General features: G+C 71.2%; 15 protein-coding genes. 2 read left to right on the top strand and 13 right to left on the bottom strand.

What is annotated here, in order from left to right:
* Positions 1-97: 97 nt before the first annotated feature.
* Positions 98-802 (top strand): GntR family transcriptional regulator, encoded by a 705-nt coding sequence (locus tag ACWDEW_RS20660; RefSeq protein WP_200711997.1) that lies wholly within the window; start codon positions 98-100, stop codon positions 800-802.
* 20 nt (positions 803-822) lie between these two features.
* Here the strand turns inward: ACWDEW_RS20660 and solA are convergent, their stop codons facing one another.
* The 13 genes from solA to ACWDEW_RS20595 form a co-directional block, all read right to left on the bottom strand.
* Positions 823-3,456: an N-methyl-L-tryptophan oxidase gene (solA, locus tag ACWDEW_RS20655; RefSeq protein ID WP_450514403.1), complete on the bottom strand. Its 2,634-nt coding sequence runs from the start codon at positions 3,454-3,456 to the stop codon at positions 823-825.
* Positions 3,453-4,910 (bottom strand): aldehyde dehydrogenase family protein, encoded by a 1,458-nt coding sequence (locus ACWDEW_RS20650; protein WP_450514402.1) that lies wholly within the window; start codon positions 4,908-4,910, stop codon positions 3,453-3,455. Before ACWDEW_RS20650 ends, solA begins: the two co-directional genes overlap by 4 nt.
* A gap of 11 nt (positions 4,911-4,921) precedes the next feature.
* The gene (locus ACWDEW_RS20645) at positions 4,922-5,773 is read right to left on the bottom strand and encodes a creatininase family protein (protein WP_450514401.1); all 852 of its coding nucleotides are present in this window, start codon (positions 5,771-5,773) and stop codon (positions 4,922-4,924) included.
* Positions 5,774-5,802: 29 nt separating this feature from the next.
* The gene (locus ACWDEW_RS20640) at positions 5,803-6,261 is read right to left on the bottom strand and encodes a cytidine deaminase (RefSeq protein ID WP_450514400.1); all 459 of its coding nucleotides are present in this window, start codon (positions 6,259-6,261) and stop codon (positions 5,803-5,805) included.
* Entirely contained in the window at positions 6,258-7,022 is a 765-nt protein-coding gene (locus tag ACWDEW_RS20635) for an amidohydrolase family protein (RefSeq protein WP_093631236.1), read from the bottom strand. The genes ACWDEW_RS20640 and ACWDEW_RS20635 overlap by 4 nt, the downstream gene beginning before the upstream one ends.
* Before the next feature lie 19 nt (positions 7,023-7,041).
* The gene (locus ACWDEW_RS20630; RefSeq protein WP_450514399.1) at positions 7,042-8,004 is read right to left on the bottom strand and encodes an ABC transporter ATP-binding protein; all 963 of its coding nucleotides are present in this window, start codon (positions 8,002-8,004) and stop codon (positions 7,042-7,044) included.
* Complete coding sequence (locus tag ACWDEW_RS20625) at positions 8,001-9,014, bottom strand: ABC transporter ATP-binding protein (RefSeq protein WP_450514398.1); 1,014 nt, start codon at positions 9,012-9,014, stop codon at positions 8,001-8,003. The genes ACWDEW_RS20630 and ACWDEW_RS20625 overlap by 4 nt, the downstream gene beginning before the upstream one ends.
* Positions 9,011-9,700, bottom strand: coding sequence for an alpha/beta hydrolase (locus tag ACWDEW_RS20620; protein WP_450514397.1), 690 nt, complete (start codon positions 9,698-9,700; stop codon positions 9,011-9,013). The genes ACWDEW_RS20625 and ACWDEW_RS20620 overlap by 4 nt, the downstream gene beginning before the upstream one ends.
* A 5-nt stretch (positions 9,701-9,705) precedes the next feature.
* Positions 9,706-10,776, bottom strand: coding sequence for an ABC transporter permease (locus ACWDEW_RS20615; RefSeq protein WP_450514396.1), 1,071 nt, complete (start codon positions 10,774-10,776; stop codon positions 9,706-9,708).
* Complete coding sequence (locus tag ACWDEW_RS20610) at positions 10,773-11,561, bottom strand: ABC transporter permease (protein ID WP_450514395.1); 789 nt, start codon at positions 11,559-11,561, stop codon at positions 10,773-10,775. Before ACWDEW_RS20610 ends, ACWDEW_RS20615 begins: the two co-directional genes overlap by 4 nt.
* Before the next feature lie 115 nt (positions 11,562-11,676).
* Positions 11,677-13,332: an ABC transporter substrate-binding protein gene (locus ACWDEW_RS20605; protein WP_450514394.1), complete on the bottom strand. Its 1,656-nt coding sequence runs from the start codon at positions 13,330-13,332 to the stop codon at positions 11,677-11,679.
* Positions 13,333-13,484: 152 nt separating this feature from the next.
* Positions 13,485-14,288: an N-acyl homoserine lactonase family protein gene (locus tag ACWDEW_RS20600; protein WP_450514393.1), complete on the bottom strand. Its 804-nt coding sequence runs from the start codon at positions 14,286-14,288 to the stop codon at positions 13,485-13,487.
* 167 nt (positions 14,289-14,455) lie between these two features.
* Positions 14,456-15,004: a CGNR zinc finger domain-containing protein gene (locus ACWDEW_RS20595; RefSeq protein WP_450514392.1), complete on the bottom strand. Its 549-nt coding sequence runs from the start codon at positions 15,002-15,004 to the stop codon at positions 14,456-14,458.
* Between the two features lie 100 nt (positions 15,005-15,104).
* On the opposite strand from ACWDEW_RS20595, the gene ACWDEW_RS20590 reads away from it, so the two are divergent.
* Positions 15,105-16,337: an MFS transporter gene (locus tag ACWDEW_RS20590; RefSeq protein WP_450514391.1), complete on the top strand. Its 1,233-nt coding sequence runs from the start codon at positions 15,105-15,107 to the stop codon at positions 16,335-16,337.
* Positions 16,338-16,377 lie beyond the last annotated feature (40 nt).

Below are 16,377 nucleotides of genomic sequence, written 5' to 3'. Positions count from 1 at the left end.
CAAAAATGTGTGGCTGTGGACGCCCCGGGCCGCGTGGGAAACTGCTCCACCACCGCGCACCCCCCGACCGCCCCCGAGAAGGGTTTGACCGACTCCCATGACCCCCCAGACTGACGACGAACCCCTCGTCGACGACATCGCGGCCCGCATCCGCGCGCGGATCATGAACGGCGAGCTGGCGATCGGCAAACCGCTGCGCCAGGCGGCGCTGGCCACCGAGTTCGGGGTCAGCCGTACACCGGTGCGCGAGGCGCTGCGTCAGCTCCAGAACGGCGGACTGATCGAGATGCAGCCGAACCGCGGCGCGGTGGTCCGGGTGCCCGCGCCCTGGGAGGTGCGCCAGGCGTACGAGGTGCGCGCCGAGCTGGAGGGCATGGCCGCCCGGCGCGCCGCCTCCCGCATCACGGAACGCGGACTCGCCGCACTGCGCGAGCACAACGCCGTGCTGTGCGAGGCGGTGGCGCGGGCCGCGGGTGAGGGGACGGGGGGCGGGAGCGCCGCGACCACGGCGGCGAACGACTGCTTCCACACGGTCATCTGCGAGGCGGCCGACAACCCCTGGCTGACCCGGATGATCGACCGGATCAACGAGAGCTTCCCGCGCAACGTCTCCTCGCTCGCCCTCGCCGGCGACGAACGCCACCGGCAGTTGAACATCCGTGAACACGAGGCTGTGATCGAGGCGTTGGCCGCGCATGACGCCGACCGCGCGGACGCGTTGATGCGCGAGCACGTCATCAGTTCCGGCGAGCATCTGACGGCCTGGTACGAGCGCCGGTCCCAGACGGTGTTCCACGGCTGAGCGGGCGCGGTGGCGCCGCCTCACGAGATACCGCCGGGGAAGAGTCGGGCCGGGGACAGGAAGTCCAGGTCCGGCCGGCCGATCCCGCACACGAGGTCGGCCAGCGCCTCGCCGATCGCCGGTCCGAACTTGAACCCGTGCCCCGAACACGCCGAGCCCAGCAACACCTGCGGCACGCCCGGCAGTTCACCGACCACGAAGCGGCGGTCGGCGGTCATGGTGTAAAGGCACGTCAGGCTCTCCGTCACCGGCCCGGCACCGGGCAGCACCTGTGCCACCGCCTCGGCGAGCAGGGCGAGTTCCTCGGCGGTGGCCGGGGGGCGAGGGGCCTGCGGGTCCCAGGTCGGGCCGTTGTCCAGCCCGGCCTTGAGTCCGTGACCGTCGGTCGCCGGGAAGCCGTACAGCAGGCCCTGCGGCAGATCGACGGAGAAACTGCCCAGACCGGAGGGACCGAGCGGGCCCGCCGGATCGGCGGCGAAGTAGGCGTTGACGATCCGAGTGACCGTCAGGTGCGGGCCGAGGGCAGGGACTTGGGCTGCGGTCCAAGGACCGGTGCACAGCACCAGGCGGCGCGTGCGCAGGACGGCCTGACCGGTGCGTACCAGGACTTCGTCGCCGTCCGGTTCCCAGCCGAGGACGGGGGAGTTGTCCTCGACGCGCGCTCCGGACCGTTCGGCCAGTGCCAGTTGGGCGCGGAGCGTCTCCTCCGCGTCGATGATCCCGGCCCGCGGGTCGTGCACTGCGGTGAATCCGGTGGGCAGTCGCAGCCCCGGGAAGATCCGTGCCGCTTCCTCGGCGTCGACCTCCCGGCAGCCGGGGCCGCGCAAGGGGTCCGGGCGGTCGTACGGCGCCGCGTACAACCCACCGGTGATGTCGAGCAGTTGGGCCTTCGAGGCGCCCTCCAGCTCCGTCCACGCCTGGTAGGCGGTGTCGACGAGCGCGTCCCAGTCCGGGTGGGGGTACGCGCGGCGGATCATCCGGGTCGCCCCGTGCGAGGAGCCCAAGTCATGGCCCAGGCCGTACTGTTCGAGCCCCAGGACGTCGAGTCCGCGGGCGGCGAGGTGACGCAGGGTGGCGGTGCCGTGGACGCCGAGGCCGACCACGATCGCGTCGTGAGTGTGGTGGGAGGTGCGCGTGTGCGTGGCCGCTGGCGAGGGATGGAGCCCGATGGTCGGCGCCGGGACCTGAGGACTCGCGGGCGAGGGCGCCGCGTGTTCGCCGCCCGGCACCCGGGCCTGAGAGTGCGTGAGCGGGGGTGTGCCGTGGGAAGCCTCGGGGACCGGGACGGGTGTTGTGGGGCCGGCGCCGTGCTCCACGCCCTGTCCGGAATCGGCCTCCGGCCGGGCGTCGCCCCGCCGCGCGCCACCCGCCCCCGGTTCCGGTCGGCCCGCACCGGACGCCGTACCGCGCCCCTGCAAGCAGACTATCTCCCGTACCGCCTCCACCAGGGCGTCCAGATCGTCCGCGTCGTTGTAGACATGGACGGACGCCCGGACCACCTTGGTGAGGCCCCGGTGGTCCATGTCCCAGCGGCCGTGTCCCGCGGGCACGGCGATCAAGTGGACGCGACGATAGGCGAGTTGGTGCTGGACGTCCGAGGCGTCCAGTCCGTCCACGACGAAGGTGACGATCGCGCCGCCCGCGGCCGGCGGATCGGTCACGTGGACACCGGGCAGTGCGGAGAGGCGTTCCCGCAGTGCGGCGGCGAGGGCCGCCAGGTGCCGGGCGACGGTGTCGACGCCGAGCGCGCCGAGGTCGGTCAGCGCGGCGCCGAGGCCGAGGCGCAGGGCGTGTGCGGCCTCCCAGAGTTCGAAGCGTTTGGCGTCCGGCACCAGTTCCCAGCTGCGTTCGGCGGTCCACCGGGCGCCCCGGACATCGGGGGCCTCCGGGGCGAGCCGGTCCAGGAGCGGGCGCCGGACCGCGAGCAGGCCTGTGCCGCGCGGACCGCGCAGGAACTTGCGGCCGGTGCCGATGAGCAGGTCGCAGCCGATGGCGCCCATGTCCACCGGCAACTGGCCGAGGGACTGGGTCGCGTCCAGGAGGAAGGGCACGCCGTGGGCACCGGCCAACGCGCCGATCTGGGCGGCGGGTTCGACCAGTCCCGAGGAGGTCGGCACATGGGCGGCCGTCACCAGAGCCGCGGGTCCGGCCCGCAGCGCCGTCTCCAGAGCCTCCAAGTCCACAGCCCCGTCAGGGCCGTTGGGCAGCAGTTCCACCCGGACGCCATGGTCGCGCTCGACGGACAGCAGGTGCAGCGCACTGCTGACGTAACTGGAGCGGGCCGCCAACACCCGGTCGCCGGGGCGCAGTCGCAGCGCCGACACGGCACGCTGCCAGCCGGCCGTCGCGCTCTCGACGAGGGCGACCTCCTCCAGCCGGGCGCCGAGGAGCTCGGCGGTACGCGCGTAGACGGTCTCCAGGGCGGGAGCCGCGTGCTTCGCGGCCTCGTAGCCGCCGGACAGGCTCTCCGCACGGAGGTGGTCGATGACCGCCTCGACGGTGCCGTTGGCGAGCAGGGCCGCACCGGCCGAGTTGAAGTGGTGACCGGTGAACGAACCCGGTGTGCGGGCACGTTCGGCCGCGACGTTCAGGGTGCGTGGGGGTGGGGGACTCGGGTGCGAAGCGGCCGTACCGGCCGTCACGGGCGCGCTCACAGGGCGATCGTCACGCTCTTGAGCTCGGTGAAACCGTCGACGGCGGCGTCGCCGAGGTCCCTGCCGAGGCCTGACTGCTTCATCCCGCCGAAGGCCACGGCGGGGTCGAACTCGTTGTACGTGTTGACCCACACGGTTCCCGCCTCCAGCGCGGCGGCGGTGCGGTGGGCACGGGCCAGACTGCCGGTCCACACCCCGGCGGCGAGTCCGTACTCGCTGTCGTTGGCCAGGGCGATCGCCTCCTCCTCGGTGTCGAAGGGCAGGATCGTGGCCACCGGACCGAAGATCTCCTCACGGGCGATGCGCATGTCGGGGGTCACCTCGGTGAAAACCGTCGGCGGCACGAACCAGCCCGGCCCCGGCAGCGGTTCACCGCCCACGGCCACCCCGGCGCCCTCGGCGCGGCCCAGTTCGACGTAACCGGTGACGCGGTCGTACTGCTCCTGCGACACCAGCGGACCGATGTTGATGCCGCCCGCCAGCCCCGGCCCGATCCGCAGCGCCTCCACGGCCGGGACCAGCCGGTCCAGGAACTCCTTGACGATTCCGCGCTCCACCAGCAGCCTGCTGCCCGCCGTGCACATCTGCCCGGAGTGCCCGAACACCGCACGCACGGAGTTCGGTACGGCCGCGTCGAGATCCGCGTCGGCGAAGACGATGTTGGGGGACTTGCCGCCCAGTTCGAGCGTGAGCCGCTTCAACGACGGTGCCGCCGCGGCCATGATGTGGCGCCCGACCTCCGTCGACCCGGTGAAGGACACCTTGGCCACGCCGGGATGAGCGACCAGTTCCGCGCCCGTACGACCGTCACCGGTCAGCACGTTGACCACACCCTCGGGCACGCCCGCCTCCAGGCAGAGCGCGGCCAGCCGCAGCGCGGTGAGCGGGGTCTGTTCGGCCGGTTTCACGACGACCGTGCAACCGGCCGCCAGGGCCGGGGCGAGCTTCCAGGCGGTGATCATGAACGGGAAGTTCCACGGCAGTACGGCGGCCACCACGCCCACCGGTTCGCGGACGCTGTAGACGTGCCGGTCGGGACCGGCCGCGTGCGCGGTGCCCTCCAACCGCGTCGGGGTTCCCGCGAAGTGGCGGATGGCCTGCAGCCCCAACTCCACATCTCCGCGGGCGCGTTCGATCGCCTTGCCGTTGTCCAGGGTGTCCAGCACCGCCAGTTGCTCGGCGTCGCGCTCCACCAGGTCGGCGAGGCGCAGGAGAACATCACGGCGCTGCCGAGGCGGAAGCCCGCGCCAACGGCGGTCCCGGTGGGCCGCGTCGGCGGCCGAGACAGCCGCCGACACCTCGGCCGGGCCCGCCTGGGCGACCGTGGTGAGCTGCTCCCGCGTGGCGGGGTCGAGCACCGGTATCCGCTCCGTCGCGGTGCCGGTGGTCCACTCGCCGCCGATGAGCATGGGCTCGCAGTCCGGCAGCCGGGGGATCACGATGCTGGGGTCCACCTTGTTCTCCTTCACGCCTGGCGTCCGGGACGGTGAGTGGGGTCGGGCCACGGTTCGCGGACCGCCGTGGACACCGCCCGTGCTGTGGTCAGGACGCAGCGGTCGAACTCCGCCTCGCCGTGCTTGGAGTTGGCGTCGGCCACGTCCCGGCCCCAGACCCCGGTCTCGCTGACCTGGTCCATGCGGTAGTCCCAGAAGGAGTCCACGTCGACATGCGAGGTGGCCCGTTCCATCCGCACAAGCTCGGGCGCGAGGTGCAGCATCACGGACGTCTCGAAGAAGTTGGCGTGCATCAACGCCCGCCCGTAGGTGACGTGTCCGTCCACCTCCGGACCCGGGTACATCGTCACGTACCCCAACGCCCTCACCCGTGCGTCTTTGTGACGGACTCTCAGTTTCTCGGCCGACACATCGAGCGCGCCGTTGTTCCAGATGTGCCCGTTGAGCAGCACGAACTGCCGTACTCCGGAGGCGTAGAGCGAGTCGATGACGTCCTCGACGACGGCGATCATCGTCTCCGGCCGTAGTGCCACCGTCCCCGCGAATTCACCGTGCGACGCCGACACGCCGAAGCTGAGCGGCGGTACGACGGGCACGCCGGTCAGGGCGGAGACGCCGAGGGCGACCGCCTCGCAGATCCGGGTGTCCACGGCGAGGGGGAGATGGGGGCCGTGCTGCTCGGTGGCGCCGACCGGGATGATGACGGCGTCCTGGACCGCGGCCGTCGACTCGGCCTCCGGCCAGGTCAGTTCCTCCCACAGCACCGGCGTCCCGGATCCGCCCAACTGTGCGGCGAGTTCGGGGACATCGAGCCCGGTGGGGACGGTCCGTCCGGACGGACCGGTGACGAAGGCGGACGACATGGCTCTCCTCTCCTCGGGGCCGGTGGCGCTCACCACCGGCGTCGGCTCTTCTCGGGCAGCAGGTCCAGGGCGCGCAGCGGAACGGGCTCGTCCCCGTCGACCGTGGTGACCCACACGGTGGCGTCCGGGCAGTAGTCGCTGATCAGCTCTCGGCACACCCCGCACGGGGCGATGATCCGGAACCAGCCCGCCGGTTTGATCTGCACCGACACCACCGACGTGATGCTCAACTCCGCCCCGGCGGGCAGCGCGCCCCGGGCGGTGCCCATGGCCACCCCCTCGGCACAGATCGAACTGCGCCGGCAGGAACCCTCCACATGGACCCCGGTGTGGACCCGGCCGTCCGCCGTGCGCAGCGCGGTCGCGACCTCGTGCCGGCCCGACTGCCACACCCGCGCCAGCAAGTGCTGTGCGGTGGCGAGGAGTTCGACGTCGTCCTCGTGCATCGACGGAGGTACGGCCACCGGTCGCACGTTCACGGCGCTCATACCGTCAGCCCCAGGAGCCGGGCCATGTTGCCGCCTTCGACCAGCGCGCGGTCCTTCTCGTCCTCGACCGCCTTGGCGATCTTCATGCGTTCCAGGTCGAAGTCGGAGCCGGGCCACTCGCTGCCCATCAGGATCTTCTCCGGCCCGAGCCTTGCGTAGGCACGCTTCACGTCGCTCATCAGCGTCGCGGACGTCTCCAGGTACACGTGCGGCTGCCGCTCGGCCACGATGATCGCCTCCGGAACGTTCCACACCGCCCCCATGTGCGCGATGATCGTGGGTACTTGGGGGTGGTCCCGCGCGATCTCCTCGATGGCCAGCGGCGCGCAGAACGCGTCGTCGAGAGCGTTGATCAGCACCAGCAGACCGCGCCGCGCGCACGCCTCGAAGACCGGGTCCAGCAGGCCGTGGTCGGCGACGTGATAGCCGTGCAGGCTCGGGTGCAGCTTCAGGCCCACCAGACCCGCGTCGGCCATCCGGTCGATCTCGTCGAGCGCGTCGTCGGCCTGCGGCATCACCTGCCCGAAGCCGAAGAACCGGTCCGGGTACGTGGCCACCAGTGAGGCGATGAAGTCGTTCTCGATGCGCTGCGCGAGCGAGCACACCATCGCCATGTCCACCCCGGCCGCGTCCATCCGGTCGAGGATGCGGCGCGGTTCGAAGGGTGTGTACGGCGGCGGGGCCTGGCCCTTGCGGGCGCCGGTGAGGTAGTCGGAACGGCCGCGGACGTCCTGGGTGGTGTTGTACGCGTCGATGATCAAGGCGGTTCGTCCTTACTCGCTACTCGCTGGTGACCAGGGGGAGGTGGCAGCGCACACTGCGGCCCGGCGTGATCTCGCGCAGCTCGGGGGCCGCGGTGCGGCACTCCTCCGTGGCGATGGGGCACCGGGTGCGGAACAGACAGCCCTCGGGCGGATTCGCCGGATCGGGCAACTCGCCCTCCAGTACCTCCTGTTCACGTTTCCCGCCGGGGCGCAGCACCGGCACGGAGGACAGCAGTGCCCGGCTGTAGGGGTGTGCGGGGGCGGCGAAGAAGGCGTCGCGGGAGGCGACCTCGATGATCTGGCCGAGGTACATGACCGCGATCCGGTCGGCGATGTGCCGTACGACGCCCAGGTCGTGCGAGATGAACAGCATCGTCAGACCCCGGTCGCGGACCAGGTCGGAGAGCAGGTTCAGCACCTGCGCCTGGATCGACACGTCCAGCGCCGAGACCGCCTCGTCGGCCACCACGAACTGCGGCGACGAAGCCAACGCCCTGGCGATGCCGATGCGTTGCCGCTGTCCGCCGGAGAACTCGTGCGGCCTGCGCGCGCCGGCGTCCGAGCCCAGACCGACCAGGTCGAGCAGCTCGGCCACCGTCTTCGTGGCCTCCGCGCGGGTGGCGCCGCGTGCCCGCAACAAGGGTTCGGCGACGATGTCCGCGATCCGGCGGCGGGGATTCAGTGAACCGAACGGGTCCTGGAAGACCATCTGCAACTCGGCGCGCGTACGCCGCAGTTGGCGCCCGCGCAGCCGGGTGAGGTCGGTGCCGTCGAACTCGATGCGGCCCGAGGCGGGTTCGATCACCCGCAACAGGGCCCGGCCCAGTGTGGACTTCCCGCAGCCCGACTCGCCGACCAGGCCGAGGGTCTCGCCCTGGAGGATGTCGAGGTCGACGTCCCGCAGCGCCCTGACCCGGCCGCCCGCGCGGCCCGGGTACTCGACCCGCAGTTCGCGGGCCTGGATCAGTGCGGCGGTCATGCGAGGCCTCCCTGGGAGCGGGCCGTGGCACGGGCGGGGGAGGGCAGCATGCAGGCGTCGAGATGCCCGTCGTCGCCGTGCCGCTGCCGCAGCACCGGCCGCTCGGCACACGCGTCGTGGACGAAGGGGCAGCGCGGCGCGAACGCGCAGCCGGCCGGCCGGTCCACCCCGGTCAGCGGGCTGCCCGCGATGGTCGGCAGCCGTCGTACGACAGGACCGTCGATCGGCGGGACGGACCCCAACAGCCCCATGGTGTAGGGGTGTTGGGGGTGGAACAGCACATCGTCGCGCGTCCCCTGCTCCACGATCCGGCCCGCGTACATCACCGCCACCCGGTCCGCGACCTCGGCCACGACGCCCAGGTCATGGGTGATCAGCAGGACGGACGTGCCGTGGTCGCGCTGGACGCGTTTGAGTACGGCCAGCACCTGGGCCTGGATCGTGACGTCGAGGGCCGTGGTGGGTTCGTCGGCGATCAGTACCGTCGGATCGTTCGCCAGGCCCATCGCGATCATCACGCGTTGGCGCATGCCCCCGGAGAGCTGGTGCGGGTAGGCACGTGCCGTGCGGTCGGGACCCGCTATGCCGACCTCGCCGAGCAACTCCACTGCCCGGGAAGTCGCCTGACCCCGCGTCACCTCACGGTGGGCGCGGATCATCTCGGAGACCTGGGCGCCCGCCCGGTGCAGCGGGTTGAGCGCGGCCAGCGCGTCCTGGAAGACGACCGAGATGTCCTTGCCGCGCACATCGCGCAACTCCCGCTCCGGCGCGGCGACCAGGTCGCGGCCCTTGAAGACCGCCTCGCCGCTGATGTGGGTGCGCGGACCGCGGTTCAGCCCGACCAGGCTCATCGACAGGGCGGACTTGCCGGATCCCGACTCGCCCACCAGCGCCAGGACTTCGCCCTGCCGGAGGATCAGGTCCACGCCGTCCACGGCGGGCAGCCGGCCCGCCGGCACGTCGAACTGGACGCGCAGGTCCCGGACTTCGAGCACGGGCGCGGACGTCATGAACCCTCGCCCACGGCCACCGCCGCCGCGTGGATCAGATCGGCGACGCGCTCGGGCCACACCAGGGTCGTGTAGTGGCTGCCCGGTACGTGCTCGACGGTGGCCTTCATGCGGGCCGCCATGTCGTTCTGGATCTCCGGGCGCAGGGTGCGGTCGTCGTCGGCGACCAGGTACCAGCTGGGCAGCGTGCGCCAGGCCGGTGTGCCGGTCGGCTGGGTGAAGATGAGGTTCTCCGCCTTGCGGCCCTCCGCCTCCACCACGGCCCGCTGTTCGGGGGAGAGGTCGGGACCGATCTCCGCCCAGAACTCCTCGCTCGTCTCGGACTTCCACTCGCCGTTGGGGCCGCGCCGCATGTACTTGGAGATCTCGGCCTCCTCGTACCGTTCGACGATCTCGTTGACCGTCTCGCCCTCGTCCGGCCCGAACGCGGCTATGTAGACAAGCCCCTTGACCCGCGGATCGCGCCCGACGTTGCTGATCACCGCGCCGCCGTAGGAGTGCCCGGCCAGCAGCACCGGGCCCGTCGTCTCCGCCAACAGGGCCGCCGTGTTGGCGACATCGTCCTCCAGGGAGGTCATCGGGTTGGTGACGACGAACAGCCGGTGACCGCGGGCTGCCAGCAGGGGCTGGACGGCCGACCAGGTTGTCGGCCGTCCGCCGGCACCGTGGACGAGCACGATGTCCATGCGGGTCATCCTTTCCGTAGCCGCGGATCGAGGACCGTGTAGAGCACGTCCACCGCGTGGTTGACCAGGGTGAAGAGGAGCGCGATGGCGAGGGCCGCGCCCTGCACGACGGGGTAGTCCCGTTGCAGGACGCCCTGCACGAGCAGGCGGCCGACACCGGCGTACGAGAAGACCGTCTCGGTGATCACCGAACCACCCAGCAGAGAACCGAACTGGAGCCCCAGGACCGTCACGATGGGCAGCCACGAGTTGCGCAGCACGTGGCGGCGGATCACCACGCCCTCGCTCAGGCCCTTCATGCGGGCGGTCCTGACGAAGTCGTCGTCGAGGACCTCCAGCACCGAGGCGCGCACGATGCGGGTGATGAACCCGGCCATCGACAGCGCCAACGTGACGGCGGGCAGGATCAGATGCTGGATCCAGGGCCACACCAGCTCGGGGCGGTTCTGCAGAATCGCGTCCAGGAGAACGAAGTTGGTGGTCGGGTTGTAGTCGAGCGAGCTGGGCAGCCGGCCGAGGACCGGGAGCCAGCGCAGCCACACACCGAACACGACGATGCCGAGCACACCGAGCGCGAACCACGGCAGTGAGAAGCTGACCGTGGCTACGGCCCGGGTCGAGTGGTCGATCCAACTCCCTTTGCGCAGCGCGGCGATGACCCCGCTGACGACACCGAGCAGCACCGCGATCGTCATCGCCGCGAGCGTCAGCTCGATCGTGGCGGGGAGCGCGTCGCCCAGCAGACCCAGGACGCTGTTGGAACCGTAGAACGAGGTGCCGAGGCGTAGGTGCACCAAGTCGTCGAGGAAGCTGCCGTATTGGACGATCAGTGGTCGGTCGAGGCCGAGGGCCTTGTTGACGCGTGCCTCGTTCGCCGCCAGGTCGGACGCGGACAGGGTGTTGCCGCCGGCCGCGAGCGAGGTCGCCGGTGAGCCGGGCAGCAGCCGCATCGCCAGGAACACCAGGCTGGCCAGCGCGAACAGCACGACGGGGACGACCGCGAGCCGGCGTAGGACCAACAGGGTTGGTCCCGCTGCCCATTTGGGCCTGCGGAGGGGGAGCAGTGCGGTGGTCACGCGGGCCCCTTCACGTCGAGCGCGTCGCGCAGGTCGTCGCCCACGAAGTTGCAGGCGACGACGAACAGCAGCGTGAACGTCGCGGGCAGGACGACCAGTCGGGGCGCCGTGTAGAGGAACTCCTGGCCCGCCTGGACCATGTAGCCCCAGTCGGGCTGCGGGGGTTGGATTCCGAGACCGAGATAGGACAGGCCGGCGGCGAAGCCCGCGGCGATCGACAGCGTCATCACGACCTGCGCGAGCATCGGTCCGGCGATGTTCGGGAGGAGTTCGCGGGCGAGGATGCGCGAGGTGCGGGTGCCGCCCAACTTCGCGGCGACGACGTAGTCATGGGCCGCCTCGCGCGCGGTCAGGGCACGCGCCAGCCGGGCCAGACCGGGCGCGAGGGACACCCCGATGCCGAAGACCAGACTGACCGTGCCGGGTCCCGCGGCCGCCACGAGGAGGATGACGAGCAGGATGGAGGGGAAGGCGAGGGCGAGGTCGACGATCCGCATCAGGACCTGCTCGACGACGCCGCCCGCATACCCGGCGACGAGCCCGATGCCGGTTCCCGCGACGGCCGCCAGCGCCGTTGCCGAGAACGCCACCAGCAGCAACGGGCGTGCGCCGTGCACCAGTCGGGCCAGTTCGTCACGGCCCAGGTCGTCCGTGCCGAACAGATGGCCGGACGAGCCCATGGGCAGCAGCGCCGACGAGGTCTGACGCAACGGGTCCGCCTGGACGAACAGCGGCCCTACGACGGCCACCAGCACCAGTGCGACCAGTACCAGCCACGACAGCACGGCCGGCCAGGACCGTCCCAACCGGCGCCGACCCCATACAGCGAGGACACTCCGCCCGGTGAAGGGCGACGAAGGGGGTCGTGCGGTCGCGACGGGTGGTGGAGCGGTCGTGGTGTCAGACACTGGCCTTCTCCATGTAACAGCGGTGGTTGGCCAGCGCCGCCGTGTTCATGTGCTTCACGTGCGAGCCACTGACCACCAGGTTGGCGAAGCAGGCCAGCATCGACAGGACCATGTAGTCCTCGGCCCAACGGCGTTGGATCTTCGTGTAGGCGGCCGTGCGCTGCGCGCCGAGGGGCAGGTTCTTGGCCGTCTCCAGTTCCGCGGCGAGCGAGGCGGAGCCCTTCAGCGTGTCCATGCCGGTGATGGTCGCGCCGTAGAGGCCGGTGGGACTGGCCATGGCGCCGACCATGTCGTTGGCGTCCGGGACGTAGGTGTTGCGCTCCCAGATCATCAGGTCGTGGTAGTCGTCCTTGCCGTCGAGGAGCCGGGTGAAGTAGGTGGCCGGGTCGACCGAGGTGGTCACCACCTTGAAGCCGACGTCGGTGAGGTTCTGGGCGACGATCTGCGCGGCCTTCGGGTGCCAGGAGTCGCTGGCCGCCATGAGCCGGATGCGCCGGCCACCGGCACCGGCCTCGGCGACGAGTTGTTTGGCCTTCGCCGTGTCCTGGGTGCTGAGGTCGGCGAGGCTGGTGTCGTAGCCGCTCTGCGCGGGCGGGATGGCATAGCCGGCGGGCAGCGCGCCGACGCCGTAGAAGGCCTGGTCGAGGATGGCCTTGCGGTCTATCGCGAGGTTGATCGCCTGGCGGACCTTGAGCTCGGGGACCCGGCGGGCGTCGATCATCAGGATCGCGTTGGCGTTGTACGGCGTCTTGTAGACCGTCACCGAGTCGTCCTTGCGCAGCTGCGCGGCGGCCGAGTACGGGGTGAACTGGGTGGCCGAGATGTCGCCGCTGAGCAGCGAGCTGACGATCGTCGACGGGTCCTGGACCTGGCGCAGCACCAGCCGGTCGACGGGCGGTCTGCCGAGGCGGAAGTCGTCGAAGGCCGTGAGGGTGATGGACTGGCCGGAGGTGGCGGCGGAGAAGGCGAACGGGCCGGTGCCCACGAGGTGCTTGCCGATGTCCGCGCCGTACTTCTTCAGCGCGGCCTTGGAGATGATGCGGCCGCCGATGTCGGACAGCTGCCCCAGGGCGGTCCGGTCCGGCTTCTTCAGGACCATCTTCACGGTCAGGTCGTCCGGAGCGGTGAGCGAGGCGACGTTCGCGCCGAGGTCGGACAGCGGGCGGGTGGCGCCCTTGGGCAGCGTCGGGTCCTTCTCGTCGAACTGCCGCCCCAGACTGGCCAGTACGTCCGCCGAGGTCAGCGTCGTACCGTCGTGGAACTTGACGCCCTCGCGCAGCGCGAACGTGTAGGTGAGCTGGTCGTCGGAGATCGTCCAGCTCTTGGCCAGGTCGGGCGTGGGCTCGTTGGTCTCGAAGGAGATGAAGGTCAGGCCCCGGCAGATGCAGTCGACGGCCATCCAGTCGCCCAACGAGGTGTAGAACGACGGGTCGTTGACCGCGCTCGTCGCGTCGATGGCGAGGGTCAGCGTGCCGCCCTTGCTGCTCCCCTTCGCGTCGTCGGCCGCCGCGCCGCAGGCACTGAGCAGGGCGGGGAGCCCGAAGCCGACGCCCACTCCCAGGAGTCCCGCGCCCCGGAGCATGGTGCGGCGCGACGCCGTCGACGGGGTGGAGCCGGGTGAGGACGATCCAGCTGACTGGTCCGGCATGTGGGCCTCCTTGGGCACCGATCCTCGGATAATGGATCTCAAAGTGTCAAGATTGGATCCAATAACATGTTCACGGGCCACAGAGTCCCTCTCGTGTCCCGGGTGTTAAAGGCGTGTGAACCGGGCTGTGGGTGCGTTCCGGCCAGTGCCGGCTAGGCGCCCGGCGTGCCCCGGCGGCGGATCAACTCGGGCCAGACCACGGGGTCATGACCGGGAACGAGTTCGTAGCCGCGTTCGGCGGCGATGCGCTTGAGTCGGCGGATGGGCTCCACCGTGCTCTCCGGGTCGACACCGATCGAGGCCCCGATCGGACGCTCGTGCTCGATGTTCTCGGTGAGGTCGGCCGCGTCGAAGGCGAACACGAAACCGCCGCCGTCCGCGAGGTCGACGACGAAGCTCTGGTGACCGGGAGTGTGCCCCGCGGTCAGTACGGCGGTCACGCCCGGGGCGATCTCGGTGTCCCCCTCGGCCTGTCGCCAGTCCATGCGCGGGTCGTCGAAGTCGACGCGGAAGATGGAATGGCGCTCGACCTCGGGCCGCCCGGACAGGCCGTAGGCCAGCTCCCCGCGCTGTACGTGCACCGGTACCCGGCCCGCGAAGTGCTTGAGTCCGCCCGCGTGGTCGGCGTGCAGATGACTGACGGCCACCGCGTGGATCGCGTCCATCGCGATGCCGGCCGCGTCGAGCGCCTCCTCCAGGGGTTCGCCCGGACCCGGCAGGATCGGCCGGTAGTTGGGGGAGCCGTAGAAGCGGCGGCGCAGGGCCGGGTCGCGGATCAGCGCCGTGTTGAAGCCCGTGTCGAGCAGCAGCCAGCCGCCGTCGCACTCCAGGAGGACCGCCGGTACGGGTTCACGCAGCCGTTCCTCGTACGGGGCGCCGTGCACGGAGACGGACTTGGGGAGCTCCTCCCAGCCCAGCAGCAGGGGCACGATCCTGCGTACGCCGTGGCGTGTCATGGGGTGTGCGGGTGGGGTGGGAGGCGCATGCGGGATCCGTTCCGGGGGTGCGAGGGGCTAGGTTCGGGGGATCGGGATCAGGTCTTCGAGATGGGGATCCACACTTTAAGTATCTGGATCCCAAAGGCGGTTGCGGAGAGGTGAACAAGTTCTCTCTGGTGCGCTGATCAGGCAGTCCTGCCGCGCAGAGTCTCCTTCTTGGCCCGGTTTCCGCAGGTGCCCATGGAGCACCAACGGCGGTTTCCCGGGCGTGAGACGTCGAGGAACAGGGCGCCGCAGGTCGGGCCCGCGCAGTCGCGGACGCGGGTGAGCGACGGGGAGGTCGCGAGGTCAAGGGCGTCACGGGCGACGAGGGCGAGAGTGGCCCGGACGGGATCCTCGGCCCGCCAGTCGAGCCGCCCCGCCCGGTTCAGACGCGGTACCGGGACGGGGTGTGCGGCGGCCTCGTTGACCAGGGCGAGCGAGTGCGCGTCGGGCATCCGGCCGGCCCGGGCGGCGGTGATCAGCGCGTGGACGGCCTCGCGCAGGTCGCGTGCCCCGGCCGCATCGGCGCTCCCGCCCGCCGTGCAGGGGCCGCACTGCCGCACCCATGCCGACAGGGCCCCGGCGTCGGGGAGTTCCTCCACCACGTCGGGCGAACCACGGTGGCGCAGGGTGCGGATGAAGTCCAGGCAGAGGCGCCCGGCGCCCTGGCGGAAGCGCGGAGTCGACGACACGCGCCCACCCTACTCCCAGGGAACCGGTTTAAGTGGTGCCAGGAGAGCGGCTCTCCTGCTACCGTCACCCGAACCAGTCAAACCGGTTCTCGCGTGAGGTGTGTCCGTGCCCCGCTGGGTGATCCTCGTCCTGTCCCTCGCCTGCGGTGTGGGCGTCTCGACCATCTACTTCCCGCAGGCGATCAGCTCGCTCGTCGCCGCCGACCTGGGCGTCTCCGCCGCCTCGGCCGCCCTCGTCGTCACGGCGGCCCAATTCGGGTACGCGGCCGGGATCTTCCTGCTCGTCCCGCTCGGCGACCGGCTCCCGCACCGCCCTCTGATCGTCACCCTGCTGGTGCTCACCGCCGCCGGACTGCTCGCCGCGAGCGCCGCGCCCTCGCTCCCGCTGCTCGTCGCCGCGAGCGCGGTCACCGGCGTGACGACCGTCGTGCCCCAGATCATCATCCCGATGGCCGCCGGACTCGTACCCGCCGAACGCCGCGGAGCCGTCACCGGCACCCTCCTCAGCGGCCTGATCGGCGGCATCCTCCTGGCCCGTACCTTCAGCGGCACCCTCGGCGAACGGTTCGGCTGGCGGGCGCCGTACCTCGTGGCGGCGGTCGTCGTCCTGGTGCTGGCCGCGGTCCTCTCCCGTGCCGTCCCACTGACGACACCCTCCACCCGGCACGGCTACCCGGCCCTGATAGCCGCCCCGCTGCGCCTGCTGCGCACCGAACCGGACCTCCGCCGCTCCTGCCTCTACCAGGCCATGGTCTTCGGCGGCTTCAGCGCCGCCTGGACCACGCTGACCCTGCTCGTCACCGGACCGACGTACGGCATGGGCGCCCAGGCCGTCGGCATCCTCGGGCTGGTCGGCGCGGCCAGCATGTTCAGCACCCCCCTCGCCGGGCGGCTGGCCGACCGCAGGGGCCCCGACACGGTCAGCCTCCTTGCCATGCTCGGCACGATCGCCTCGGCGGCGCTGCTCGTGCCGGCCGCCGGGGGCGGCGCGGCAGGTCTGCTCACCCTGGCCGCGGGCATGCTGCTGCTGGACGTCGCAGTCCAGTCCGGCCAGGTCGCCAACCAGGCCCGCATCTTCGCGCTACGGCCGGAGGCCCGGGCCCGTATCAACACCGCGTACATGACCTGTGCGTTCCTCGGCGGCAGCGCGGGTTCCTGGCTGGGGGTGCGGACGTACGACCGGTTCGGCTGGCGGGGGGTGACGGGTCTGGTCGCCGCCCTGGCCGTGGTGGCACTGGGCCGGCATCTGCAGCACGTACGCCGGGCGCGGCACGGTGAGCCGCGACCGGACCGGTCAGGATTCGAGAAGCGCGAGGCCACGCCCTCCCCCTAGCGTGACTGCCAGGTGCGGCACCGTGTACCGGAAGCGGACG

Source organism: Streptomyces sp. NPDC001100 (assembly GCF_053598575.1).
This window is presented reverse-complemented; position numbering and strand designations above follow the sequence as displayed.